At 68.3% G+C, this 24,448-nt stretch carries 26 protein-coding genes; 13 read left to right on the forward strand and 13 right to left on the reverse strand.

Annotated elements, in window-relative coordinates; genetic code table 11:
- Positions 1-6 precede the first annotated feature (6 nt).
- Genes ipdE2 through fadD3 form a run of 4 tightly spaced genes read right to left on the reverse strand, consistent with a single transcriptional unit; the run spans position 7 to position 4,576 of the window.
- The gene (gene ipdE2, locus AU195_RS09125) at positions 7-948 is read right to left on the reverse strand and encodes an acyl-CoA dehydrogenase IpdE2 (protein ID WP_059158710.1); all 942 of its coding nucleotides are present in this window, start codon (positions 946-948) and stop codon (positions 7-9) included.
- Positions 945-1,901 carry an acyl-CoA dehydrogenase family protein gene (locus tag AU195_RS09130; protein WP_059158711.1) on the reverse strand — a complete coding sequence of 319 codons (957 nt, stop codon included), beginning with the start codon at positions 1,899-1,901 and terminating at the stop codon, positions 945-947. The genes ipdE2 and AU195_RS09130 overlap by 4 nt, the downstream gene beginning before the upstream one ends.
- Positions 1,898-3,040, reverse strand: coding sequence for an acyl-CoA dehydrogenase family protein (locus AU195_RS09135; RefSeq protein WP_059158712.1), 1,143 nt, complete (start codon positions 3,038-3,040; stop codon positions 1,898-1,900). Before AU195_RS09135 ends, AU195_RS09130 begins: the two co-directional genes overlap by 4 nt.
- Complete coding sequence (gene fadD3 / locus AU195_RS09140; RefSeq protein WP_059158713.1) at positions 3,041-4,576, reverse strand: 3-((3aS,4S,7aS)-7a-methyl-1,5-dioxo-octahydro-1H-inden-4-yl)propanoate--CoA ligase FadD3; 1,536 nt, start codon at positions 4,574-4,576, stop codon at positions 3,041-3,043. It lies immediately after the preceding gene.
- Between the two features lie 47 nt (positions 4,577-4,623).
- Between fadD3 and ipdE1 the strand changes: the two genes are divergently transcribed.
- From ipdE1 to fadA6, 4 genes are read left to right on the forward strand one after another with little or no spacing between them, the layout of a single operon-like run.
- Positions 4,624-5,772: an acyl-CoA dehydrogenase IpdE1 gene (ipdE1, locus tag AU195_RS09145; RefSeq protein WP_059158714.1), complete on the forward strand. Its 1,149-nt coding sequence runs from the start codon at positions 4,624-4,626 to the stop codon at positions 5,770-5,772.
- A 28-nt stretch (positions 5,773-5,800) separates the two neighbouring features.
- A complete protein-coding gene (gene ipdF, locus AU195_RS09150) occupies positions 5,801-6,589 on the forward strand; it encodes a (5R,7aS)-5-hydroxy-7a-methyl-1-oxo-2,3,5,6,7,7a-hexahydro-1H-indene-carboxyl-CoA reductase (protein WP_059158715.1) in 789 nt (262 codons plus the stop codon).
- A complete protein-coding gene (kstR2, locus tag AU195_RS09155; RefSeq protein WP_059158716.1) occupies positions 6,586-7,200 on the forward strand; it encodes a TetR family transcriptional regulator KstR2 in 615 nt (204 codons plus the stop codon). The genes ipdF and kstR2 overlap by 4 nt, the downstream gene beginning before the upstream one ends.
- Before the next feature lie 3 nt (positions 7,201-7,203).
- The gene (gene fadA6, locus AU195_RS09160) at positions 7,204-8,364 is read left to right on the forward strand and encodes a steroid 3-ketoacyl-CoA thiolase FadA6 (protein WP_059158717.1); all 1,161 of its coding nucleotides are present in this window, start codon (positions 7,204-7,206) and stop codon (positions 8,362-8,364) included.
- An 18-nt stretch (positions 8,365-8,382) separates the two neighbouring features.
- On the opposite strand, the gene AU195_RS09165 is transcribed toward fadA6, so the two are convergent.
- Genes AU195_RS09165 through echA20 form a run of 7 tightly spaced genes read right to left on the reverse strand, consistent with a single transcriptional unit; the run spans position 8,383 to position 14,464 of the window.
- Positions 8,383-9,495 (reverse strand): NDMA-dependent alcohol dehydrogenase, encoded by a 1,113-nt coding sequence (locus AU195_RS09165; RefSeq protein WP_059158718.1) that lies wholly within the window; start codon positions 9,493-9,495, stop codon positions 8,383-8,385.
- Positions 9,496-9,541: 46 nt separating this feature from the next.
- On the reverse strand, positions 9,542-10,291 hold the full coding sequence (locus tag AU195_RS09170) for a hypothetical protein (RefSeq protein WP_059158719.1): 750 nt from the start codon (positions 10,289-10,291) through the stop codon (positions 9,542-9,544).
- On the reverse strand, positions 10,288-10,920 hold the full coding sequence (locus tag AU195_RS09175; RefSeq protein ID WP_059158720.1) for a SatD family protein: 633 nt from the start codon (positions 10,918-10,920) through the stop codon (positions 10,288-10,290). The genes AU195_RS09170 and AU195_RS09175 overlap by 4 nt, the downstream gene beginning before the upstream one ends.
- Positions 10,921-10,973: 53 nt before the next feature.
- Positions 10,974-12,044 carry a (3aS,4S,5R,7aS)-5-hydroxy-7a-methyl-1-oxo-octahydro-1H-indene-4-carboxyl-CoA dehydrogenase gene (gene ipdC / locus AU195_RS09180; protein ID WP_059158721.1) on the reverse strand — a complete coding sequence of 357 codons (1,071 nt, stop codon included), beginning with the start codon at positions 12,042-12,044 and terminating at the stop codon, positions 10,974-10,976.
- Complete coding sequence (ipdB, locus tag AU195_RS09185; protein ID WP_059158722.1) at positions 12,041-12,790, reverse strand: cholesterol ring-cleaving hydrolase subunit IpdB; 750 nt, start codon at positions 12,788-12,790, stop codon at positions 12,041-12,043. Before ipdB ends, ipdC begins: the two co-directional genes overlap by 4 nt.
- On the reverse strand, positions 12,787-13,674 hold the full coding sequence (gene ipdA, locus AU195_RS09190; protein ID WP_059158723.1) for a cholesterol ring-cleaving hydrolase subunit IpdA: 888 nt from the start codon (positions 13,672-13,674) through the stop codon (positions 12,787-12,789). Before ipdA ends, ipdB begins: the two co-directional genes overlap by 4 nt.
- A 31-nt stretch (positions 13,675-13,705) precedes the next feature.
- The gene (gene echA20 / locus AU195_RS09195; protein ID WP_059158724.1) at positions 13,706-14,464 is read right to left on the reverse strand and encodes a (7aS)-7a-methyl-1,5-dioxo-2,3,5,6,7,7a-hexahydro-1H-indene-carboxyl-CoA hydrolase; all 759 of its coding nucleotides are present in this window, start codon (positions 14,462-14,464) and stop codon (positions 13,706-13,708) included.
- A 73-nt stretch (positions 14,465-14,537) separates the two neighbouring features.
- Here echA20 and AU195_RS09200 point away from each other — a divergent pair, with 73 nt between their 5' ends.
- Positions 14,538-15,314, forward strand: a complete 777-nt coding sequence (locus AU195_RS09200) for an SDR family oxidoreductase (protein WP_059158725.1) — start codon at positions 14,538-14,540, stop codon at positions 15,312-15,314.
- A gap of 15 nt (positions 15,315-15,329) precedes the next feature.
- The gene (locus AU195_RS09205; RefSeq protein WP_059158726.1) at positions 15,330-16,235 is read left to right on the forward strand and encodes an SDR family oxidoreductase; all 906 of its coding nucleotides are present in this window, start codon (positions 15,330-15,332) and stop codon (positions 16,233-16,235) included.
- Between the two features lie 3 nt (positions 16,236-16,238).
- On the opposite strand, the gene AU195_RS09210 is transcribed toward AU195_RS09205, so the two are convergent.
- Positions 16,239-16,691, reverse strand: coding sequence for a nitroreductase family deazaflavin-dependent oxidoreductase (locus AU195_RS09210; protein WP_059158727.1), 453 nt, complete (start codon positions 16,689-16,691; stop codon positions 16,239-16,241).
- A 22-nt stretch (positions 16,692-16,713) separates the two neighbouring features.
- Between AU195_RS09210 and AU195_RS09215 the strand changes: the two genes are divergently transcribed.
- Positions 16,714-17,094, forward strand: coding sequence for a DUF8021 domain-containing protein (locus AU195_RS09215; RefSeq protein WP_059158728.1), 381 nt, complete (start codon positions 16,714-16,716; stop codon positions 17,092-17,094).
- A 4-nt stretch (positions 17,095-17,098) separates the two neighbouring features.
- Here AU195_RS09215 and AU195_RS09220 read toward each other — a convergent pair whose 3' ends face one another.
- Entirely contained in the window at positions 17,099-18,262 is a 1,164-nt protein-coding gene (locus tag AU195_RS09220) for a steroid 3-ketoacyl-CoA thiolase (protein WP_059158729.1), read from the reverse strand.
- Between the two features lie 120 nt (positions 18,263-18,382).
- Between AU195_RS09220 and AU195_RS09225 the strand changes: the two genes are divergently transcribed.
- Genes AU195_RS09225 through ltp2 form a run of 6 tightly spaced genes read left to right on the forward strand, consistent with a single transcriptional unit; the run spans position 18,383 to position 24,401 of the window.
- Entirely contained in the window at positions 18,383-19,642 is a 1,260-nt protein-coding gene (locus AU195_RS09225) for a cytochrome P450 (RefSeq protein ID WP_059158730.1), read from the forward strand.
- A gap of 31 nt (positions 19,643-19,673) precedes the next feature.
- Positions 19,674-20,684, forward strand: coding sequence for an acyl-CoA dehydrogenase family protein (locus AU195_RS09230; RefSeq protein ID WP_059158731.1), 1,011 nt, complete (start codon positions 19,674-19,676; stop codon positions 20,682-20,684).
- 1 nt (position 20,685) lies between these two features.
- Entirely contained in the window at positions 20,686-21,849 is a 1,164-nt protein-coding gene (gene fadE29, locus AU195_RS09235; RefSeq protein ID WP_059158732.1) for an acyl-CoA dehydrogenase FadE29, read from the forward strand.
- 31 nt (positions 21,850-21,880) lie between these two features.
- The gene (locus AU195_RS09240) at positions 21,881-22,846 is read left to right on the forward strand and encodes a bifunctional MaoC family dehydratase N-terminal/OB-fold nucleic acid binding domain-containing protein (protein WP_059158733.1); all 966 of its coding nucleotides are present in this window, start codon (positions 21,881-21,883) and stop codon (positions 22,844-22,846) included.
- Positions 22,843-23,244: a MaoC family dehydratase gene (locus AU195_RS09245; protein ID WP_059158802.1), complete on the forward strand. Its 402-nt coding sequence runs from the start codon at positions 22,843-22,845 to the stop codon at positions 23,242-23,244. Before AU195_RS09240 ends, AU195_RS09245 begins: the two co-directional genes overlap by 4 nt.
- The gene (ltp2, locus tag AU195_RS09250; RefSeq protein ID WP_059158734.1) at positions 23,244-24,401 is read left to right on the forward strand and encodes a 17-hydroxy-3-oxo-4-pregnene-20-carboxyl-CoA lyase; all 1,158 of its coding nucleotides are present in this window, start codon (positions 23,244-23,246) and stop codon (positions 24,399-24,401) included. Before AU195_RS09245 ends, ltp2 begins: the two co-directional genes overlap by 1 nt.
- Positions 24,402-24,448: the final 47 nt, after the last annotated feature.

The following is a 24,448-nucleotide window of genomic DNA, read 5'->3' on the forward strand; positions in this document are numbered from 1 at the left end:
AGCCGCCTAGAGCACTTGAGCCTCGAGCCGGCGCAGTTGCTCGCGTGGCGGGCCGAGCAGCTGCGCGCTGCCGTGCGCGCGCTTGAAGTACAGCTGGATGTCGCTCTCCCAGGTGATCGCGATGCCGCCGTGCATCTGTACCGCCTCGCCCGCCACCGCGGTGAACGCCTCGCTGGCCGAGAACCGGGCCAGCGCCGCGGAGACCGGAGAGGGCTCCGCCAGCGCCTCGTCGACGACCGCCTTGGCGGACTGCACCTTCACGTACAGGTCGGCCATCCGGTGTTTGAGCGCCTGGAAGCTGCCGATCGGCCTGCCAAACTGCACCCGGTCCTTGGTGTAGGCGACGGTCAGCTCGAGGCACCGGGTGGCCGCACCGATCTGCTCGGCGGCCACGAGAAGTGCCGCGGTGTCCGCCAACCCGGGGTCGGCGCCGATCGCGACCGTCTCACCCGCTTCGACGCGGGCCAGCCTGCGGGTCAGGTCCATCGCCTCGAGCCTGTGCGCCTCGAAGGAGGTCCACCGGCTGAGCTGTCCGCCCGCGACGCCGACCACGACGTCGGCGACGTCCCCGTTGACCACGTAGCCGGGGTCGAAGACGACCGCGCCGATCGTGGCGCCCTCGGCCAGCCCCTCGAGCGCCCCGGCGTCCGGCTCGTCGGCCGCCAGCAGCGCCAGCTCGGCCAGGGTCGTGCCGAGCAGCGGTGTCGGCACCAGGTTCCTGGCCAGTTCCTGCAGCACCACCGCCGCGTCGGCGAGTTCCCCGCCTGCGCCGCCGAGTTCCTCGGGTACGACCAGCGCGGCCGCGCCGACCTGTTCGCACAGCAGCGTCCACAGCGACTCGTCGTAGCCGCGCTCCGAGGCCATGGCCTCGCGGACGGCCTCCGGCGAGGCATGCTTTTCCACCAGTGCCGCCACGGTCTGGCGCAGCAGTTCGCGTTCTTCGCTCATGAGAAGGCCTCCAGAACCCGTCCGCGGTGCCACGTGGGGGATCCCCACGCAGAATGCAGGGCCTGCACACGAAGCAGCCACAGGGACAGGTCGTGTTCGTGGGTGAAGCCGATCGCGCCGTGCGTCTGCAGGGCTGACCGGGCGGCCAGCAGCGCCGCGTCGGACGCGGCCACCTTCGCCGCGCTGACGTCGCGAACCGTGTCGGGGGAGCCGTCGCCGAGTGACAGTGCGGCGCCGTACACCAGCGGCCGCGCCAATTCGACGGCGATGTGCACGTCGGCCAGCTTGTGTTTGATCGCCTGGTACGAACCGATCGCCCGGCCGAACTGATGGCGCTGCCTGGCGTACTCCACCGACTGGTCGAGCATCGCCTGCGCCGCGCCGACGAGTTGCGCGGCCGTCGCGAGCACCCCGAACTCGAATGCGCGGTCGACGTCCGCCGCGCGTGCGGAACCGGATGGGTTGACCTCGAACAACTTCCGCGCGGGGTCGACGGACTCGTGCTGCGTGGCGGCGGTGGCCTCGCTGACCGACCCGTCCTGCGCCAACAGCACCAGACCGGCGGCGTCGGCGTCCACGGCGCGCGGCACATGCGGGGGCAAGGCCACGGTGGCGACCAGTTCACCGGCGGCCAACGCGGCACTGCGCTCGTCACCGCGCAGCAGAACCGGTGCCACCGCGACGGATTCGACCACCGGACCCGGAACGCACCAGCGGCCGAGCCGTTCGGCGGCGACCACCAGATCGACCGGTGTGGCGTCGATACCGTCGTGTTCCTCGGCCACCATCAGCGCGGTCACCCCGAGGTCGGCCAGCGTGGCCCACACCTTGCGGCCGGGCGCGGTGTCACCGGCGGACCACGCCCGCACCGCGGCGGGCACATCGGCAGCCGTCAGTGCGGCGTCGATGCTGGCGGCGAAATCCCGCTGCTGATCGTCGAGTTCGAAGTTCACTTCGCTTGCCCTTTCGGCTCGCGGGGCAGACCCAACAGCCGCTCAGCGATGATGTTGCGCTGAATCTCGTTGGTCCCGGCGTAGATCGGGCCACCGAGTGCGAACAGCAGACCGTCGGTCCAGCTGTCGGCGAGCTCGCTGTCCGCGCCGCGCAGGTCGAGCGCCGTCTGGTGCAGCGCCACATCGAGATCGGACCAGAAGACCTTGGTCACCGAGGATTCCGCGCCGAGCTCACCGCCGCCCGCGACGCGCGTGACGGTGCCGAAGGTGTGCAACCGGTACGCCTGCGCCTTGATCCACGCGTCGGCGACCCGCTCGGCGAGCGCCGGGTCGCGGTCCTTCCGCCATTCGGCGACCAGGCGTTCGGCGGGGGCCAGGAACCGCGCCGGGCTGCGCAGCGACATGCCGCGCTCGTTGCTCGACGTGCTCATCGCGGCCCGCCAGCCGTCGTTGACCTCGCCGATGACGTCGGCGTCGGGGACGAACACGTCGTCGAGGAAGATCTCGCCGAAGCCCGTGTCGCCGCCGAGCTGGGCGATCGGGCGGACAGTCACCCCGTCGGCCTTCAGATCGAACATGACGTACGTCAGACCCTTGTGTCGCTGCGCCTCCGGGTCGGACCGGAAGAGCCCGAAGGCCCGGTCTCCGAAGACCGCCCGCGAACTCCAGATCTTCTGTCCGTTGAGCAGCCACCCGCCGTCGGTCCGCGTCGCGGTCGATCGCAGCGACGCCAGATCGCTGCCCGACTCGGGCTCCGACCAGGCCTGCGCCCAGATCTCCTCGCCGCTGGCCATCTTGGGCAGGACCCGGTCGAGTTGCTCCTCGGTGCCGTGCGCGAACAGCGTCGGCGCCAGCATCGACGTCCCGTTGGCGCTCGCACGTCCGGGTGCGCCGGCGCGGAAGTACTCTTCCTCGAACGCGATCCACTGCAACAGCGTCGCGTCGCGGCCACCGAAGCGCTCCGGCCATGCGATCACCGACAGGCCGGCGTCGAAGAGCACCTTGTCCCAGCGCCGGTGCTGTTCGAACCCTTCGGCGCAGTCGTAGGACTTCGTCGGGAACTCGTCGCGGTGCGCCGCCAGGAATTCGCGGACCTCGGCGCGGAAGTCCTCGGTGGCGTCGTCGAACGTCAGATCCATTCAGGCTCTCTTCCTCAGGAGCGGTTTGACGACCTTGCCGCCCGGGTTGCGGGGCAGCACGTCGAGGAATTCCACCGACCGCGGTGTCTTGAAGTTCGCGAGATGTTCTCGCGCATGGGCGATCACGGCCCGCTCGTCGAGGTGCACGCCCGGTTTGGCGACGACGAAGGCCTTGCCGACCTCGCCGAGCCGCTCGTCGGGCACGCCGATCACGGCCGATTCGGCGACCCCGTCGAGGCGGGCCAGCACCTGTTCGATCTCCGCGGGATAGACGTTGAAGCCGCCGCAGATGTACATGTCCTTGAGCCGGTCGGTGATCCGCAGGTTGCCCCGCTCGTCGACGGTGCCCACGTCCCCGGTGTGCAGCCAGCCGTCGGCGTCGATCGCCGCGGCCGTGGCCTCGGGGTCGTCGAGGTATCCGCGCATCACGTTCGGCCCGCGCAGCAGCACCTCACCCGCCCCGTGTTCGTCGGGCGAGTCGATGCGCAGTTCGAAGTCGGCGATGGGCCGCCCACACGTGGTGGCGACGGTGACGGCGTCGTCGTCGGCCCGGCACATCGTGCCGAAACCGCTCGCCTCGGTGAGCCCGTACGCGGTCAGCACGATGTCGATGTCCAACTCGGTCTGCATGCGCTCGATCAGCACGACGGGGACCACCGCGGCGCCGGTGACCGCGAACCGCAGCGAGCTGAGGTCGTACTCCGAACGCTTCGGATGGTCGAGCAGGGTCTGGTAGATCGTCGGCGGGCCGGGCAGCACGGTGATGCGGTGCTCGGCGACCGCGGCCATCGCCTTCTCCGGGTCGAACGTCAGCTGGGGGATCAGCGTGGCGCCGGTCTGCAGGCAGGTGAGGATGCCCGCCTTGTAGCCGAAGTTGTGGAAGAACGGGTTGATGCACAGATAGCGGTCGGCACTGGTGAGCTGTCCGCACTCGGCCCAGGCCGCGGGTGCGTCCAGTGACTGCCGGTGCGCGCACAGCACACCCTTGCTGCGGCCGGTGGTGCCGGAGGTGAACAGGATGTCGGACACGTCGTCGGGCGCCACGGCGGCCGCCCGCGCATCGGCCGCCTCGAGATCGGTTCCCCGCCCGACGAACTCGTCCCAGGTGCCGTCGTCTGCATCGATCGGTACCCGCACGATGTGGCGCAGCGCCGGCAACGCGCTGCGGTCGAGGTCGGCGGTCCGGTCCATGCCGAGGAACTCACCGGCCGCGACGAGCAGCGGCGCCGCGGTGCGGGCCAGGATGTCGCTCGCCTCGCTGGCGGTGTAGCGGGTGTTGAGAGGGACGACGACGCCGCCGGCATAGGTCGTGGCCAGGGCGGCGACGATCCAGTGCCAGGTGTTGGGGGACCAGATCGCTACCCGGTCGCCGGCGGCGATGCCGAGGTCGATCATCGCCGCGGCGGTCCGGCGCACCTCGTCACGCAGTTGCGTATAGGTGAGGCGACGGTCGTCTGTCACCACGGCCTCGTGGTCGGAGAACTGCTCTGCAATCCGGTCGAGAACGGCAGGGATCGTTCTCGCGGGGGTCGTCATCGATGCTCCTCTAACAAAGCAAGTGCTTGGTAGGTTAGCCTACAGGGGTGATAGAGGTCCAGGAGTTCCGGGCCGAGGTCCGGCAGTGGCTCGCCGACAACCTGGTCGGTGAATTCGCCGCGCTCAAGGGGCTGGGCGGACCCGGCCGTGAACACGAGGCGTTCGAAGAGCGGTTGGCGTGGAACCGCCATCTCGCCGCGGCCGGTCTGACATGTCTGGGGTGGCCGGTCGAACACGGCGGCCGCGGACTGTCGGTCGCGCACCGCGTCGCGTTCTACGAGGAGTACGCGATCGCCAACGCCCCCGCGAAGGTCAACCACTTCGGCGAAGAACTGCTCGGGCCGACGCTCATCGCCTACGGCACCCCGGAGCAGCAGCAGCGGTTCCTGCCGAAGATCGTCGACGTCACCGAGCTGTGGTCCCAGGGCTATTCGGAGCCCGGCGCGGGCAGCGACCTGGCGAACGTATCGACCACCGCCGTGCTCGACGGCGACTCCTGGGTGATCAACGGCCAGAAGGTGTGGACCTCACTGGCGCACTGGGCGCAGTGGTGTTTCGTCGTCGCCCGCACCGAGAAGGGGTCCAAGCGCCACGCCGGACTGTCCTACCTTCTGGTGCCGCTGGACCAGCCCGGTGTCGAGGTGCGCCCGATCATCCAGCTCACCGGCGACTCCGAGTTCAACGAGGTCTTCTTCGACGACGCCCGCACCGACGCGTCACTGGTCGTCGGCGAACCCGGGGACGGCTGGCGCGTCGCGATGGGCACGCTGACCTTCGAGCGCGGGGTGTCCACGCTCGGTCAGCAGATCGAGTACGCCCGCGAGCTGTCCGGGGTCGCGGAACTGGCTAAGAAGACCGGCGCCGCGGACGATCCACTGATCCGCGAGCGGCTCACCCGGTCGTGGGCCGGGCTGCGCACCATGCGGTCGTATGCGCTGGCCACGATGGACGTCGAACAACCCGGCCAAGACAACGTGTCGAAACTGTTGTGGGCCAACTGGCATCGCGAACTCGGCGAGATCGCGATGGACGTCGCCGGGATGGCGGGTCTGACGCTGGCCGACGGCGACTTCGACGAATGGCAGCGGTTGTTCCTGTTCTCGCGGGCCGACACGATCTACGGCGGGTCGAACGAGGTGCAGCGCAACATCATCGCCGAGCGGGTGCTCGGCCTACCCAGGGAGGCTCGCGGATGAGCGCTCGCGCGAAGACCGGAGGAGCAGCATGACGCTCGCAGAAGCGCCGAAGGAGATCGAGGGTCACGGACTGCTGACCGGCAAGGTCGTCGTCGTGACCGCCGCCGCGGGCACCGGTATCGGTTCGGCCGTCGCCCGTCGCGCACTCAACGAGGGCGCCGACGTGGTGATCTCCGATCACCACGAACGCCGGCTGGGCGAAACACGTGACCAGCTGTTCGAACTCGGCCTCGGCCGGGTCGAGAGCGTGGTCTGTGACGTGACGTCCACCGCGCAGGTCGACGCCCTGATCTCGTCGACGACCGCGCGCCTGGGCCGCCTCGACGTGTTGGTGAACAACGCCGGCCTCGGTGGCGAGACACCCGTGGTCGACATGACCGACGAGGAATGGGACCGCGTCCTGAACGTGACCCTGACGTCGGTCATGCGGGCCACCCGAGCCGCACTGCGCTACTTCCGCGAGGCCGGCCATGGCGGTGTGATCGTCAACAACGCGAGCGTGTTGGGTTGGCGGGCACAGCACTCCCAGGCGCACTACGCCGCGGCCAAGGCCGGGGTCATGGCCCTGACGCGGTGCAGCGCGATCGAGGCCGTCGAGCACGGCGTGCGGATCAACGCCGTGTCGCCGAGCATCGCGCGGCACAAGTTCCTGGAGAAGGTCAGTTCCTCCGATCTGCTCGACCGGTTGTCTCAGGGCGAGGCGTTCGGCCGCGCGGCCGAACCGTGGGAGGTGGCGGCCACCATCGCCTTCCTCGCCAGCGACTACTCGAGTTACCTGACGGGCGAAGTGATCTCAGTCTCGAGCCAGCACCCGTGAGCACCCCCGCAGCCGGCCAGCCGCCGACCCGCCGCGACGAGCTCCTCGAGCTCGCCGCGACGATGTTCGCCGAGCGCGGGCTGCGGGCCACCACCGTGCGGGACATCGCCGATTCGGCGGGCATCTTGTCGGGCAGCCTGTATCACCACTTCTCCTCCAAGGAGGAGATGATCGACGAGCTGCTGCGCGGCTTCCTGGACTGGCTGTTCGAGCGGTACCACCAGATCGTCGAGACCCAACCGAACCCGCTCGAACGGCTCAAGGGCCTGTTCCTGGCGTCGTTCGAGGCGATCGCCACCCGGCACGCCCAGGTCGTCATCTACCAGGACGAGGCCAAGCGGCTGTCGTCGCAGCCGCGCTTCTCCTACGTCGAGGAGCGTAATCGTGAGCAGCGCAAGATGTGGATCGAGGTGCTCAACCAGGGCATCACGGAGGGCTACTTCCGGCCCGACATCGACGTCGACCTGATCTACCGCTTCATCCGGGACACCACCTGGGTGTCGGTCCGCTGGTATCAGCCGGGCGGCCCGCTTTCGGCCGAGGAGGTCGGCCGGCAGTACCTATCCATAGTCCTCGGCGGAATCACCGCCGGCGCATCCGAAGGAGAATGACCCATGGCAGTGCCTTCCTCAACGGCGTATGTCATCGACGCTGTGCGGACGCCCGTCGGCAAGCGCGGCGGCTCGCTGGCCCACGTCCATCCGATCGACCTCGGCGTGCACGCGTTCCGCGGCATCTTCGACCGCAACGACGTCGATCCGGGTGTCGTGGACGACGTGATCGTCGGCTGCGTGGACGCCCTGGGCGGTCAGGCCGGCAACATCGGCCGCAACGCCTGGCTCGCCGCCGGCTACCCGGAGGAGGTGCCGGGTGTGACCGTCGACCGCCAGTGCGGGTCGAGCCAGCAGGCCATCTCCTTCGGCGCGCAGGCCATCATGTCCGGCACCGCGGACATCATCCTGGCCGGCGGCATGCAGAACATGAGCCAGATCCCGATCGCGTCGGCGATGGTGGTCGGCAAGGAGTTCGGTTTCACCTCGCCGACCGGTGAGTCGGAGAACTGGCGCCACCGCTACGGCGACCAGGAGATCTCGCAGTTCCGCGGCGCCGAGCTGATCGCCGAGAAGTGGGACATCTCCCGCGAGGAGATGGAGAAGTTCGCCTACACCAGCCACCAGCGGGCGTTCGCGGCGATCCGCGGCGGCCACTTCGACAACGAGACTCTTCCGGTCGGTGACTTCGGGGTCGACGAGGGCCCGCGCGAGTCGACGCTGGAGAAGCTCGCGTCGCTCAAGCCACTGTCCGAGGGTGGCCGGCTGACCGCCGCGGTGGCCAGTCAGATCTCCGACGGATCGAGTGCGGTGCTGCTGGCTTCCGAGCAAGCCGTCAAGGAGCACGGCCTCAAGCCGCGGGCCCGCATCCACCACATCAGCGCTCGTGGCGCCGACCCGGTGTTCATGCTGACCGGACCCATTCCGGCGACGCAGTACGCGCTGGACAAGACCGGGCTGTCGATCGACGACATCGACGTCGTGGAGATCAACGAGGCATTCGCCCCCGTGGTCATCGCCTGGCTCAAGGAGACCAAGGCCGATCCGGAGAAGGTCAACCCGAACGGCGGCGCGATCGCGCTCGGCCACCCGCTCGGCGCCACCGGGGCCAAGCTGTTCGCCACCATGCTCAACGAGCTGGAGCGCACGGGCGGCCGCTACGGTCTGCAGACGATGTGTGAGGGCGGCGGCACCGCGAACGTCACGATCATCGAGCGCCTCTAGTTGCCCCGCGCAGAGAACTCAGTGGTCGTGCAGGATCACGCCGCGGATGTTCCGTCCGGCGCGCATGTCCTCGTAACCCTCGTTGACCTCGGCGAGTTTGTACTCGTGCGTGACCGTCTCGTCGAGGAGTAGCTTGCCCTCGCGGTACAGCGACAGCAGTCGCGGGATGTCGGCGCGCGGGTTGGCCTCACCGTAGAGGCTGCCCAGCAGCCGCTTCTGGAAGAGCGTGAACATCATCATGCCCAAGGTCGGCTGGTTGTCGGCCATCGTCGACAGGGCCGTCATCACGACGGCGCCGCCCTTGCGGATGATGTTCGCGGCTTCCTCGAGCATCGTGCCCTCGAGCAGGCCGACGGTCAGAATCGCCGAATCGGCCATCACGCCACGGGTGAGGTCGGCGACCAGCGCGGTGGCCTCCTCCATCGAGGTCACGAAGTGCGTGGCGCCGAACCGGAAAGCCAACTCCCGCTTGGACTCCACCGGCTCGATGACGACGATCTTCTCGGCGCCGGCCAGCCGCGCGCCCTGGATCGCACCGCTGCCGATGCCGCCGAGCCCGATGATGACGACGGTGTCACCAGGCGACACGTCGGCGGTGTTGACCGCCGAACCCCATCCGGTGGTGACGCCGCATCCCAGAAGACAGGCCCGCGACAGCGGGATGTCGTCATCGATCTTGACGATGGACGCCTCCGGAACCGTGCCGTACTGCGAGAACGTGCCGACCAGTGCCATCACGCCGACGTCCTGCCCGCGGACGTGGCGCCGGTAGGTGCCGTCGAGCTGGGTGCCTGCCATGATCATCGCGCCGAGATCGCACAGGTTCTGGTGGCCGGTCGAGCAGAAGCGGCACCGGCCGCAGGCGGGCAGGAACGAGGCGACGACGTGGTCGCCGGGAGCGAGCCCGACGACGCCGGCACCCACCTCACGCACGATCCCCGCCCCTTCGTGGCCACCGATCAGCGGTAGCGGCGCGGGCAGATCGCCGGTGCGGATGTGCTCGTCGGAGTGGCACAGCCCGGTGGCCTCCCAGGACACCAGCACCTCGCCGTCGCCCGGCGGATCGAGATCGATCTCCTCGACCGTCCAGTCGCCCCCGTACTCCCACAGAATCGCCGCGTTGGTCTTCATGCCGGGAGTTTATGAACGGACGGAGGCAGATCACCGGCGAATGCCGTTATTGCGCCAGCGCCAACCCTCCGAGCGCGATGATCCAGCTGGCGAAACTGCCGACCAGGAAGTACTCCGTCACCTCGTCGATGCCGATCCCCAAGTCGCCGTTGCCGTTTGCCTTCGCCTTCTGCGCGTTGATCTCAGGGAACCGGATGATGCTCTTGGCGGCGACGACGGCGGTGGCGGCCGCCAGCTGCCCGGCCAGCCCGAGGCCCAGGATCAGCAGCCGCTCCATCGGCCCGAGCAGTCGCCCGCCCTTGAGCCGATCCGACGCCTGCGGTTGTCCGGCGGGTTTGACCGCGCCGACCGACGCCAACACCAGTCGCACCAGCTGGTTGCCGGTGACCAACTGCAGCAGGACGACGGCCACGACCATCAGGAGCCGGTCCGCGCTGATCGCGCCGACCGCCGGGAGCTGTGTCCAGTCCGACCAGCGGCCCACCAGCCCGGCGACCTCGGAGGCCCATCCGGACAGCATGATCAGTGCGGCGGCGGCCGCCGCCAGTACGAACAGCGGTGCCCACGGCCGTCGGCCGGTGCGTTCCGCCCGCGCGCCGAGCACTTCCCACGCGATGCCTGCGGCAGCGGCGAGCACGAGCAGTGGGATGTCGCCGCGGTGCCACAGGCCGGCCAGCAGGGCGCAGGCCACCACCGTCACGGGGACGATCGCGACGGGCAGCCAGGCGCGGGAGGTGACCCGCCGGACCACGTCGGCGACGCCGATCGCGATCAGCAGGACGGCCAGGGCGCTCATCGGACACCGCGCAGATAGGTCGCGGTCAACACGAGCAGGTCGAGCCCGTCGCGGCCGGCGCGCTGGGACACCGCCGAGGCGCTGACGTGCTCGGCGGCGGCGATGTCCTTCTTGGTGTGGTTGCTCAACAGGCCCTTCAGGATCCGCAGTGATCGGTCATCGAGTGATCCAAGCAGGTGGTCCCGACACAACAGGGCGGCGTTGACGGCGTCGACGTCCGGCCCCGCGGTGTCCGCGGCCCGGCGATACGACGTCCGCACCGCCGCGAGGCCCGGTTGCCGCTGGGCCGTTGCGGTCCATTCGATCGCCTCGCGCGCCGCCCACCAACCCGGCCCGTCCTGGATGCCGGTCTCGGCGTCGAGCATCGTGACCAGGCCCCAGCCGATGCCGAAGCGGATGTCGATGTCCGGTGCGACGGCGAGGCGTACGGTCAGCGCGGCGTCGATCGCGGCACCGACGCTCTGGTGGGTGCCCTGGAACTCGTCGCCGACGGTGAAGGCGAACCCGGCCGCGCGAAGTGCGGCGCCGAGGTGGCGGTGGAGTGCGCGCCGGTCGGGGGCACGGCGGGAGGCGACGACGTCGCCGATCACCGCAGCCGTCACTGAAGGTTCTGGCTTAACATCCGCCATATGAAGACCATAGCTTAATTCCGGTGGAATTCACCCATGTGCTTCATCGGCGTTTATTCCACGAGTGCCGCGGCTGCCCTCAGATGTGTGACGGCGTCGTCGACGATCGACGGCACCAGTTCCGCGCACGACGGCAGATCGTCGAGGATTCCGGCCACCTGGCCGGACGCCAGCACACCCGCATCGGTGTTCCCCTCGACCAGTCCGGCCTTGAGCAACATCGGAGTGTTGGCCGCCATCACGACCTGCGCCCAGGTCAGTTCCTTGCCGTGACGCATGGCCAGGCCGTCCTTGACCATCGAGCGCCATGTCATCCCGGACATCTTCTTGAATTTCTGGGCGTTGCCCACCGCCGCGGCGAAACCCCGCACCGGTGAACCGCTCTCGAGCTTCTCGACCAGCCCCGTCCGCAGCACGCGGTGCGGCATCCCGTCGACCCGGGTCGACACCACAGTGCCGTCCAGCGCGGCCTGCAGGTACCGCTGCTTGACGGCGTCGGGCACGGTCGAATCGGAGGTGAGCAGGAAGCGGGTGCCCATCGCGACTCCGGCGGCGCCGTACGACAGCGCCGCGGCGAGGCCGCGCCCGTCGAAGAAGCCGCCCGCGGCGATCACCGGCATGCCGGTACCTGCGACGGCGTCGAGCACCGACGGCAGCAGCAGCGTCGTCGCGATCGGACCGGTGTGCCCGCCGCCTTCGCCACCCTGCACAATGACCGCGTCGGCGCCCCATCCGGCGACTTTCTTGGCGTGTTTGGCCAGGCCGACCGACGGGATGACGACGACGCCCGCCTCTTTGAGCTTCGCGATCAGGTCCGGCTTCGGCGCCAGCGCGAAGGACGCCACCTTCACGCCCTCCCGGATCAGCAGGTCGACGCGCTCGTCGGCATCACCGGCGTCGGCGCGGATGTTGATGCCGAACGGCTTGTCCGTGGCGGCCTTGACCTTGGTCACCGCCGTCTGCAGTTCCTCGAGCGTCATGGTCGCCGAGGCCAGGATGCCCAGTCCGCCGGCGTTCGACGTCGCCGACACCAGACGCGCCCCGGCCACCCAGCCCATCCCGGTCTGCACGACGGGATGTTCGATGCCGACCAGATCGGTGAGCGGGGTCTTCAGGCGAGTCACGACCGGATTTCCCTGTCGCGCAGCGCTTTCGGGTCGATGACCTCGCGGATCAGGCGCAGCTCCTCGCTGGACGGCTCGCGGGTCACCTCGGCGGTGTCCAGGCCGTGGACCTCGAAGGAGGTGTTCTCGGCGACCTGTTCGGCGGCGACGCCCGGATGTAGTGACAGCGCGCGCATCTGGTGGTCGGGGCCGTTGAAGTCGAAGACGCCGAGGTTGCTCACGACGCGGTAGACGTCGAGGAACCGGTACGCCGGATTGCCGGAGTCCACCTTGTCCCACCCGACCCCGGACACGATGTCGACCTGTTCGCCGAACACCCTCTTGCTGTGTCCGCCGACCCAATAGCTGGTGGCATGGTTGATGGTGTTGCCCGGTGCGCCGCGCACCCCGAACATCTGCCGCTTCGGATGCTGGATCGGGCCGAAGGCCGACAGGTTCTGGTTGCCGTACCGGTCGATCTGGTTGGCGCCCATGACAACATGGCGCCGCCCCCACGTGAGCGTCTCGAAGACGCGGCCGAACGGCATCCAGCCCTCGATGGCGCCCGTCGCGCCGAGCGCGGGAGTGTCGGCCAGCAGGCGGGCCTCACCGTCGGTCAACAGGATGTCGGGCGAGAAGGTCAGGCGCGCGAGCCGGGCGCCGATCGACACCATGTTCGCCATCGGGCTGACCATGATCTCGCCGGCATCGCGGAACAACTCGGCGCACGCGACGGCGCACACCTCGGCACGGGTCACATCGGTCATTTCGCGGCTCCCTGCTGTTCGGCGAACTTCCGGACCGCGGCCTGGTAGTCGTCCTCAGTGCCGGCCAGGTACGTCTTGACGAACTCGGCCCACGACTCGTCGGACCCCGCTGCCTCGGCGTAGTGCCGCTGAAATTTCTCGTCCCGGCGGTAATCCGGTTCGGCAGTGGTGAAATGGGCGCCGTTGGGCGCTTCCACGACGGAGTCGACCATCATCCGGTTCACCAGCAGCGCCTGTGGCGGAACGGCCTTGACGAGTTCCTCGGTGGGCACCACCCGCTCGACGCTCACCAGCCGCTTCTGCGCCGACATGAGGAACAGGTCGTCGAAGTAGGGGTCGATCCCGGTGTAGGCCGCGTTGCCCTGTGTGTCACCGAGATTCAGGTGCACCAGGGCCACGTCCAGGTTCAGCGCCGGCATGGCGATGAGTTCCTCGTGACCGCCGTCGGTCGGATACGGCGAGGTGACCGTCTTGAGTTCGTCCCCCCAGAACGCCCGGACGTCGCTGCCGAGGCCGGCGCGGATCGGCAGGAACGGGAGGCGTTGCGCGGCGGCCTGCAGGCCGCACCGCAGCATGCCCTCGTCCATCTCGCGTGCCTCGATCGATCCGCTGGTGCGCGCCTTGGAGAACCACGGGTCGTAGAACGGCGGCGAATCCAGCGATACGAACCCGTAGTAGACCCGCTTGACCTTGTTCGCGGAGCACAGCAGTCCGAGGTCGGGCCCGCCGTAGGTGACCACGGTGAGGTCGGTGACGTCGGTGCGCAGCAGGGCGCGGATCAACGCCATGGGCTTGCGTCGGGAGCCCCAACCGCCGATGCCGATGGTCATCCCGCTCTCGATGGAGGCGACGGCCTCGTCGAGAGTCGTTCTCTTGTCGGTCACTTACCCGCTCGCTTCGCTCGTGCCCGCCGAATCATTTACCCTCGCCCTTCGATGTCCCCGCGAACGCGTCCCGGTGCTCGTCGGAGACGCCGGCCAGATTGAGCTCGAACGTGAAACCCTGCTCCATGCGGTACCTGGCGTTGACCGGTTGGACGTCGATGAAGTTGAGGGCTTCCTTGGCCGCGCGGATCACCCGGGTGTCCTTGCTCGCGATGTCGCGGGCCACCCGCAGCGCGGACTCGTCGAGGTCCTCCCGCGGGACCACCTCATGTACCGACCCGAAGTGGTGCAGGGTCTCGGCGCTCACGGTCGACGCGGTGAAGAACATCCGGCGCATCATGTGTTGCGGCACCAGCCGAGACAGGTGCGTCGCGGCGCCCAGCGCGCCACGCTCGACCTCGGGCAGACCGAACTTCGCGTCGTCGGACGCGACGATCACGTCGGCGTTGCCGACCAGACCGATACCGCCACCGACGCAGAAGCCGTTGACCGCGGCGACGACGGGAACCTCGCACTCGTACACCGCGCGGAAGGCGTGGTAGCACCCGCGATTGGCGTCGATGAGCGCGGTGAACCCCTCGGTGTTCTGCATCTCCTTGATGTCGACGCCGGCGTTGAATCCGCGGCCCTCGGCCCGCAGGATCACCACGTGCGTGCTGCGGTCGCGGCCAGCGGCGGTGATCGTGTCGCCGAGTTCGAACCAGCCCCGCGACGGAATCGCGTTGACGGGCGGGTAGTCGACCGTGACCGAGACGATGCCCGGTTCCACGGTCTTGCGGGAGATGCTCATCTGAAAACTCCGTCTCCTGAGCGGACTGCTGGGGTGGCTACCTAAGCAAGCACTTGCTTGGTACGCTAGCACAGTGAGTGACGCCGCTGGAATCAAACTGGGACTCAAGGGCCGGGTGGTGTTGGTGACCGGTGGCGTCCGCGGTGTCGGCGCCGGGATCAGTGCCGTCTTCGCAGCTCAGGGCGCCACGGTCGTGACCTGCGCGCGTCGGCCGGTCGAGGGCAGCCCGTACGAATTCCACCCGTGCGACATCCGCGACGACGATTCGGTGAAGGCGCTCATCGACGCGATCGTCGACGCGCACGGCCACCTCGACGTCGTGATCAACAACGCCGGCGGTTCGCCCTACGTGCCCGCCGCCGAGGCCTCGGCGAAGTTCAGCAGGAAGATCGTCGAGTTGAACCTGCTTGGCGCCCTGTCGGTCTCGACCCACGCCAACGCCGTCATGCAGACACAGGAGTCGGGCGGCGCCATCGTCAACATCACCAGTGTGAGCGCCAGGCGGCCCACGCCGGGCACCGTCGCCTACGGTGCGGCGAAGGCCGGGGTGGAGAACATGACCACCACACTCGCCGTCGAGTGGGCGCCCAAGGTCCGGGTCAACTCGGTGGTGGTCGGGATGGTCGAGACCGAACAGGCCGAATTGTTCTACGGGGACGCCGACTCGATCGCCGCGATATCCCGCAACGTGCCGTTGGGCCGGCTGGCCAAACCGGACGACATCGGCTGGGCGACGGCGTTCCTCGCCTCCGATGCGGCCTCCTACATCAGCGGCGCATCGCTCGAAGTGCACGGTGGTGGCGAACCCCCGCACTATCTGTCGACCACCACCGCCGACATCAAAAAGTAAGAGGAGACAACACATATGGGACTGCTCGACGGCCGCGTGGTCATCGTGACGGGGGCGGGCGGCGGTATCGGCCGTGCGCACGCTCTGGCATTCGCCGCCGAAGGCGCGCGGGTGGTGGTCAACGACATCGGTGTCGGCCTGGACGGATCCCCGGCCGGTGGCGGCAGCGCCGCGCAGACCGTCGTCGACGAGATCACCGCCGCCGGAGGCGAAGCCGTCACCAGCGGTGCCAACGTCGCGGACTGGGCACAGGCCGAGGGCCTGATCCAGACCGCCGTCGACGCCTTCGGCGGGTTGGACGTCCTGGTCAACAACGCGGGCATCGTGCGTGACCGGATGTTCGCCAACACCAGCGAAGAGGAATTCGACGCGGTCATCGCCGTTCACCTCAAGGGGCACTTCGCCACGATGAAGCACGCCGCCGCGTACTGGCGGACGCAGGCCAAGGCGGGCAACGCCGTTGACGCCCGCATCGTCAACACCAGTTCCGGAGCCGGGCTGCAGGGGAGCGTGGGCCAGGCGAACTACAGCGCCGCCAAGGCCGGCATCGCCGCGATGACGTTGGTGGCCGCCGCCGAGATGGGCCGCTACGGCGTCACCGTCAACGCGATCGCGCCGTCGGCCCGCACCCGGATGACCGAGACGGTCTTCGCCGAGATGATGTCGACCCAGGACGACGACTTCGACGCCATGGCACCGGAGAACGTCTCGCCACTGGTGGTGTGGCTGGGCAGCGTCGAGGCCCGCGACGTCACCGGCAAGGTGTTCGAGGTCGAAGGCGGCAAGATCCGCGTCGCCGAGGGCTGGGCGCACGGCCCGCAGGTGGACAAGGGCGCCCGCTGGGACCCGGCCGAACTGGGCCCCGTGGTCTCGGATCTGCTCGCCAAGGCGCGCCCGCCGGTGCCCGTCTACGGCGCCTGAGTTCTACGGCTCGCAGACCACGATCGGGATCTCCCGGTCGGTCCACGACCGGTAGTCGTCGAAGCTCGGGTACATCGCGGTGAGCTTCGGCCAGTACTGTGCGTGCTCGTCCACCGTGGCGAGGCGCGCGGTCAGCGTCAGCACCTCGTCCTTGATCTGCACCTGCACTGTGGGATTCGCCCGCAGGTTGAGGTACCACATCGGATGCTTGTTGCTGCCGCCACGGGACGCGACCAGGATCACGCGTGCTTCGTCGCGCAGGAAGATCAGCGGACTGACCCGCGGTTCACCGGTCTTGCGGCCGATGGTGGTCAACAGTGCCACCGGCGCATTGCCGAACGATCCGCCCACCCGGCCGCCACTGACCTTGTACAACAACGTGTTTCCGCGCGACATCCACTTGATGAAGAAGTCTGCTGCCGGTGAGTTGAGTCTGCTGGGCGGTGACTTCGGCATGGTGGTCTCCTATGCTCGGTGGATGGACACTGTTTCCGACACCGACCGCATCGCTGCGGCGGATGCCTACGTCGACGCACTCGCCACCCACCGGGCCGACGCTGTGCCGTTCGCGCCGGGCTGCGTGCGGGTCGAGGTCGGACTCAAGACCGGGTTCTCCGGAAAACACCTGCGCCGCAGCCTGACCGGTGGACCGCAGTACCGGATCATCGCCGCCACCACCGACCGGACGTTCCGGGTCGTCGGCGACGAGGTGCATGCGACGTTCACCGTCGTCACCAAGGCCACGGTCGCCGGTCGTCGCGTGGTCGCCCACGTCGACGAGACGTTCCTGATCCCCGCGTCCGACGGTCTGATCCACCACATCCGGGCGAAGATCCGGCCCGCCGTCGTACCCGCCTAGCGCCTCAGATCCGCTCGATGATGGTGCCCGTCGACAGGGCCCCGCCCGCGCACATGGTGATCAGCGCCGTCGACTTGTCGGTGCGCTCGAGTTCGTGCAGGGCCGTCGTGATCAGCCGGCTGCCGGTGCTGCCGACCGGGTGACCCAGCGCGATCGCGCCGCCGTTGACGTTGACGCGGTCCATATCCGGTTCGTGGACGCGGGCCCACGACAGGACGACGGAGGCGAACGCCTCGTTGATCTCGACGAGGTCGATGTCGCCGATCTTCATACCGGCCTTCTCGAGCACCTTGGCCGTCGACTGCACCGGGCCGTCGAGGTGGTAGTACGGCTCCGCGCCGACCAGCGCCTGGCTGACGATCCGGGCGCGTGGGGTCAGGCCGAGCGCGCGGGCTTTGTCCTCGTCCATCCACAGCACCGCCGCAGCGCCGTCGGAGATCTGTGACGAGGTGCCCGCGGTGTGGATGCCGCCCTCCATGACCGGCTTGAGCTGGGACAGTCCCTCGAGGGTGGTGTCGCGCAGCCCCTGGTCCTTGGACACCGGCGCCCGGTCGGACGTCGGCTGCTTGTTCTCGTCGAGCACCGGGGCCACGATCGGGGAGATCTCACGGTCGAAGCGGTTCTCTGCCCACGCCTGCTTCGCCTTGGCCTGCGAGGCGAACCCGAGCTGGTCGATGTCCTCGCGGGTGATGCCGCGGCGCTTGGCGATGCGTTCGGCGGCCTCGAACTGGTTGGGCATGTCGATGTCCCACGACTCAGCGCGGATCTTCGACCGGTCGGGGCCGGCGTTCGCCCCGAGTCCGACCCGGCTCATCGCCTCGACACCGCATGCGATGCCCATGTCGATGGCGCCGGCGGCGATCAACCCGGCGATCAGGTGGTTGGCCTGCTGGCCGCTGCCGCACTGGCAGTCGACGGTGGTGGCGCCGACGTGGTCGGGCAGCCCGGCCGTCAGCCAGGCGACGCGGGTGATGTTGTTCGACTGCTCGCCGTACTGTGTGACGCAGCCGCCGATGATCTGCTCGACGTCCCCCGCGTCGACCCCGGCCTTGTCGACCAGCGCCTTCTGCACCGCGCCGAGCAGCTCGGTCGCGTGCAGGCCCGACAACCATCCGTTCCGCTTGCCGATCGGGCTGCGGGTGGCTTCAACGATGACAGGGTTACCCATTGCGTCAGGCTAGAACACGTTTCATTCGTCTGACAAGCAGCGATGCCGCCGTGCCTTTCATCTGCGGTGGAGCCGTGTTTTACTGGCACTAGAACACGTTGCAATTGAGGAGAGCTTTTGATGCCCGGCCCTAACTCGTGCCCCGTCGCCCCTGACTTCGACTTCCTCGACGCGACCCTGAACCTCGAGCGGCTTCCCGTCGAGGAACTCGCCGAACTGCGCAAGTCCGAGCCTATCCACTGGGTCGACGTGCCCGGCGGTACGGGCGGCTTCGGCGACAAGGGCTACTGGCTGGTGACCAAGCATGCCGACGTCAAGGAGGTGTCCAAGCGCAGCGACATCTTCGGCAGCTCGCCCGACGGCGCCATCCCGGTGTGGCCCCAGGACATGACGCGCGACGCGATCGACCTGCAGAAGGCCGTGCTGCTGAACATGGACGCGCCGCAGCACACTCGTCTGCGCAAGATCATCTCGCGTGGCTTCACCCCCCGCGCCGTCGGACGGCTCGAAGACGAACTGCGGGCGCGCGCACAGAAGATCGCCGAGACCGCCAAGGCGGAGGGCTCCGGCGACTTCGTCGAACAGGTCTCGGCCGAACTGCCCCTGCAGGCCATCGCCGAACTGCTCGGCGTGCCGCAGGACGACCGCGACAAGATCTTCCGGTGGTCCAACGAGATGACCGCCGGTGAGGATCCCGAGTACGCCGACATCGATCCGGCCATGTCGTCGTTCGAGTTGATCACCTACGCGATGAAGATGGCCGAGGAACGGGCCAAGAACCCGACCGACGACATCGTCACCAAGCTCATCGAGGCCGACATCGAGGGGGAGAAGCTCTCCGACGACGAGTTCGGCTTCTTCGTGGTGATGCTCGCGGTGGCCGGCAACGAGACCACCCGCAACTCGATCACCCACGGCATGATCGCGTTCTCGCAGAACCCCGATCAGTGGGAGCTCTACAAGAAGGAACGGCCGGAGACCGCTGCCGACGAGATCGTCCGCTGGGCCACCCCGGTGTCGGCGTTCCAGCGCACCGCCCTGGAAGACACCGAACTCGGTGGCGTGAAGATCAAGAAGGGCGAGCGGGTGGTGATGTCCTACCGTTCGGCCAACTTCGACGACGAGGTGTTCGAGAACCCGCACACGTTCGACATCCTGCGAAACCCCAACCCGCACGTCGGGTTCGGCGGTACCGGCGCCCACTACTGCATCGGCGCCAACCTGGCCAAGATGACCATCAACCTCATCTTCAACGCCGTCGCCGACCAGATGCCGGACCTCAAGCCGATCGGTGATCCGGAACGGCTGAAGTCGGGTTGGCTCAACGGCATCAAGCACTGGCAGGTGGATTACACCGGCAAGTGCCCGGTCAGCCACTGACGCCGGCTCCCACCGATCAAGGAGGATTCGGGTGGATTTCAGTCCAGACGAAGGGCAGCAGGCTGTCGCGGATGTGGTGACGTCGGTGCTCGAGCGCGACAACAGTTGGGACGCTCTGGTTTCCGGCGGCGTCACGGCGCTCGGCGTGCCGGAACGCCTCGGCGGTGACGGAGTCGGGTTGGCCGAACTGGCCACCGCGCTGACCGAGATCGGCAGGCACGGCACCATCAGTCCGGCGCTCGCCACGCTCGGTCTCGGGCTCGTCCCGCTGCTCGACCTCGCGTCCGAGGCCCAGCAGGACCGCTACCTGGCCGGTGTGACCAAGGGTGCGATCCTGACCGCGGCGCTCAACGAGCCGGGTGCGGCACTGCCCGACCGGCCGGCGACCGCGCTGTCCGGCGGACGCCTCAACGGTACGAAGGTCGGCGTCCCGTATGCCGATGCCGCGGAATGGATCCTGGTGAGCACCGACGGTGGTGTCGCGGTGGTCGCGGCGTCTGCCGACGGTGTGCAGATCACCGGGACACCGACGTCGAACGGCGGCGACGAAGCGGCAGTCACCTTCTCCGACGTGGCGGTCGACGATGCCGATGTGCTCGCCACCGGTCCGGAGGCGGTCCGCCGCGTGAACGGACTGGCACTGGCGGCGACCGGGGCGTTCGCCGCCGGCCTGGTGGCCGGCGCGCTGCGGTTGACCGCGGATTACGTCGCGAATCGGCATCAGTTCGGACGTCCGCTGTCGACGTTCCAGACCGTGGCCGCCCAACTCGCCGAGGTCTACATCGCCTCCCGCACACTGGATCTGGCTGCCACGTCGGTGGTCTGGCGTCTCGCCGAGGGGCGTGACGCCGACGACGACCTCGAGGTGCTCGGCTACTGGCTGACCTCGCAGGCACCGCCGGTCATGCAGACCTGCCACCACCTGCACGGCGGTATGGGCATGGACATCACCTACCCGATGAACCGCTACTACTCGACGATCAAGGACCTGGCCCGGTTACTGGGCGGGCCGTCACACCGTCTGGACCTGGTGGGAGTCTGACATGTTGATTGACCTGACACCCGAGCAGCGGCAACTGCAAGCCGAACTGCGGCAGTACTTCTCGACGCTCATCTCGCCCGAAGAGCGCGACGCGATGGAGACCGACCGGCACAACGAGGCATACCGCGCGGTGATCAAGCGGATGGGCTCCGACGGCAAGCTCGGTGTCGGCTGGCCGAAAGAGTTCGGCGGCTTGGGTTTCGGCCCCGTCGAGCAGTCGATCTTCGTCAACGAGGCAGCCCGCGCCGACGTGCCGCTGCCCGCGGTCACGCTGCAGACCGTCGGTCCGACGCTGCAGGTGTACGGCACCGAAGCACAGAAGAAGAAGTTCCTGCCCGCCATCCTCGCCGGCGAGGTGCACTTCGCGATCGGTTACTCCGAACCCGAGGCGGGCACCGACCTCGCCTCGCTGCGGACCTCGGCGGTGCGGCACGGCGACGAGTACATCGTCAACGGTCAGAAGATCTGGACCACCGGTGCCCACGACGCCGATTACATCTGGCTGGCAGTCCGCACCGATCCGGAAGCCGCCAAGCACAAGGGCATCTCGATCCTGATCGTCGACACCAAGGACCCCGGCTACTCGTGGACGCCGATCATCCTGTCCGACGGCGCCCACCACACCAACGCCAGTTACTACAACGACGTCCACGTTCCCGCCGACATGCTCGTCGGTGAGGAGAACGCGGGCTGGAAGCTGATCACCACCCAGCTCAACCACGAGCGCGTCATGCTCGGCCCGGCGGGCAAGGTCGCCGGAATCTACGACCGCGTGCACGCGTGGGCGTCGAAGCCGGGGTCGAACGGCGTGACTCCTCTCGAGAACGACAACGTCCGGCGGGCGCTCGGCGAGATCCGCGCGGTCTGGCGGATCAACGAACTGCTCAACTGGCAGGTCGCCGCGGCGGGGGAGACCATCGCGGTCGCCGACGCCGCCGCTACGAAAGTCTTCTCGACAGAACGCATTCAGCGTATCGGCCGGCTCGCCGAGGAGATCGTCGGCGCCTACGGCAACCCCGCTGAACCCGATACCGCCGAACTGCTGCGGTGGTTGGACAGCCAGACCAAGCGCAACCTTGTCATCACCTTCGGCGGCGGGGTCAACGAGGTCATGCGCGAGATGATTGCCGCGTCGGGCCTCAAGGTCCCCCGGGTGCCCCGGTGATGAGCGCTTGCGCGAAGAACAGAGGACACAGGTGAGCGCGGATCTGCAGCCGGGCATCGAGGAGATCAAGGCGGCGGGCAGGAGCGAGCCGCGGGCCGGCCGAGATCCGGTGAACCAGCCGATGATCCACCACTGGGTCGACGCCATCGGTGACAAGAACCCGATCTACGTCGACGAAGAGGTGGCCAAGGCCGCCGGGCACCCCGGCATCGTGGCGCCGCCGGCGATGATCCAGGTGTGGACGATGGGCGGCCTGGGTCAGGGTCGCTCCGACGACGACCCGCTGACCAAGATGATGAAGCTCTTCGACGATGCGGGCTACGTCGGGGTGGTGGCGACCAACTGCGAGCAGACCTACCACAGGTATCTGCAGCCGGGCGACGAGGTCACCATCCACGCCGAGATCACCGACGTGGTGGGGCCCAAGCAGACGGCGCTGGGTGAGGGCTACTTCATCAACCAACTCATCACGTGGACTGTGCCCAACGGCAACTCCGGTGACGAGACGGTCGCCGAGATGAACTGGCGCATCATGAAGTTCATGCCGCGCGCCGAGGACAAGCCGGCGGTGCCCGACGACCTGGATCCGGACAAGCTCATGCGGCCGGCCTCGTCGAAGGACACCCGGTTCTTCTGGGACGGCGTCAACGCCCACGAGTTGCGGATCCAGCGTCGCCCCGACGGCACGCTGCAGCACCCGCCGGTCCCCGCGGTGTGGCAGGAGAAAGAGGCGCCGATCGACTACGTCGTGGCTTCCGGGAACGGCACCGTCTACAGCTACGTCGTGCACCACGCACCGAAGGTGCCCGGTCGCAGCCTGCCCTTCGTCATCGCCCTCGTCGAGTTGGAGGAGGGTGTGCGGATGCTCGGCGAGCTACGTGGCGTCGACCCCAGCGAAGTACAGATCGGAATGCCGGTGCGCGCCATGTATATCGACTTCCCGGACAGTGATGTCAGCCCCGCGTGGACGCTGTACGCATGGGAGCCCGCGGCATGAGCGCGCCCAGCGCGGAGGTCGGGACCAAGCTGCCCGAGCTCCAGATCTACGGCGACCCCACGTTCATCGTGTCCACGGCCATCGCGACCCGCGACTACCAGGACGTCCACCACGACCGGGACAAGGCGCAGGCCAAGGGGTCCAAGGACATCTTCGTCAACATCCTGACCGATACCGGTCTGGTGCAGCGGTATCTGACCGACTGGGCGGGCCCTTCGGCGCGGATCAAGTCGATCGGCCTGCGCCTGGGTGTTCCGTGGTATGCGTACGACACCATCATGTTCACGGGCGAGGTGACCGCCGTCGACGACGGCGTCGCAACCGTGAAGGTGGTCGGCGCCAACAGTCTCGGCAATCACGTCATCGCCACGGCGACACTCGAACTGGGGGACCACTGATGCTCTCCGGCAAGGCCGCGATCGCGGGTATCGGCGCGACCGACTTCTCCAAGAACTCGGGCCGCAGCGAGCTTCGCCTCGCCGCCGAGGCCGTGCTCGACGCACTGGACGACGCCGGCCTCAAGCCGTCGGATGTCGACGGCCTCGTCACGTTCACCATGGACTCGAATCTGGAGACCGCCGTCGCGCGCTCCACCGGGATCGGCGACCTGACCTTCTTCAGCCAGATCGGTTACGGCGGAGGGGCCGCGGCGGCCACCGTGCAACAGGCGGCGCTGGCCGTCGCGACCGGTGTCGCAGAGGTCGTCGTGGCCTACCGGGCCTTCAACGAGCGCTCCGAGCACCGGTTCGGTCAGGTGATGACCGGTCTGACGGTCAACGCTGACTCCCGCGGCGTCGAGTACAGCTGGTCCTACCCGCACGGCCTGAGCACGCCGGCCGCGTCGGTGGCCATGATCGCCCAGCGCTACATGCACGAATATGGCGCGACCAGTGCCGATTTCGGCGCGGTCTCGGTGGCTGATCGCAAGCACGCCGCGAACAATCCGAAGGCGCACTTCTACGGCAAGCCCATCACCATCGAGGACCATCAGAACTCGCGGTGGATCGCCGAGCCGCTGCGGCTGCTCGACTGCTGCCAGGAGACCGACGGCGGCGTGGCGATCGTGGTGACCACTCCGGAGCGGGCCAAGGATCTGAAGCACCGGCCGGCGGTCATCGAGGCGGCCGCGCAGGCCGCGGGCGCCGATCAGTTCACCATGTACTCGTACTACCGCGAGGAACTGGGGCTGCCGGAGATGGGCCTCGTCGGACGCCAACTCTGGGGACAGAGCGGGTTGTCGCCCGCCGACATCCAGACCGCGGTCCTCTACGACCACTTCACGCCGTACACCCTGATCCAGCTCGAGGAGCTGGGCTTCTGCGGTAAGGGTGAGGCGAAGGACTTCATCGCCGGCGGTGCGATCGAGATCGGTGGGCGGCTGCCCATCAACACCCATGGTGGCCAGCTCGGCGAGGCGTACATCCACGGGATGAACGGCATCGCCGAAGGGGTGCGCCAGCTGCGCGGCACGTCGGTGAACCAGGTGCCCGACGTCGAGCACGTGCTCGTCACCGCGGGCACGGGTGTGCCGACCTCGGGGCTGATTCTCGGCTGAGTTCCCGCCGGTGCTCCTGTCAGCTACGCGGTAGAGTTTGCTGACGA

The sequence above is a fragment of the Mycobacterium sp. IS-1496 genome, assembly GCF_001499995.1.
In the GTDB taxonomy this organism is placed as follows: Bacteria; Actinomycetota; Actinomycetes; order Mycobacteriales; family Mycobacteriaceae; genus Mycobacterium.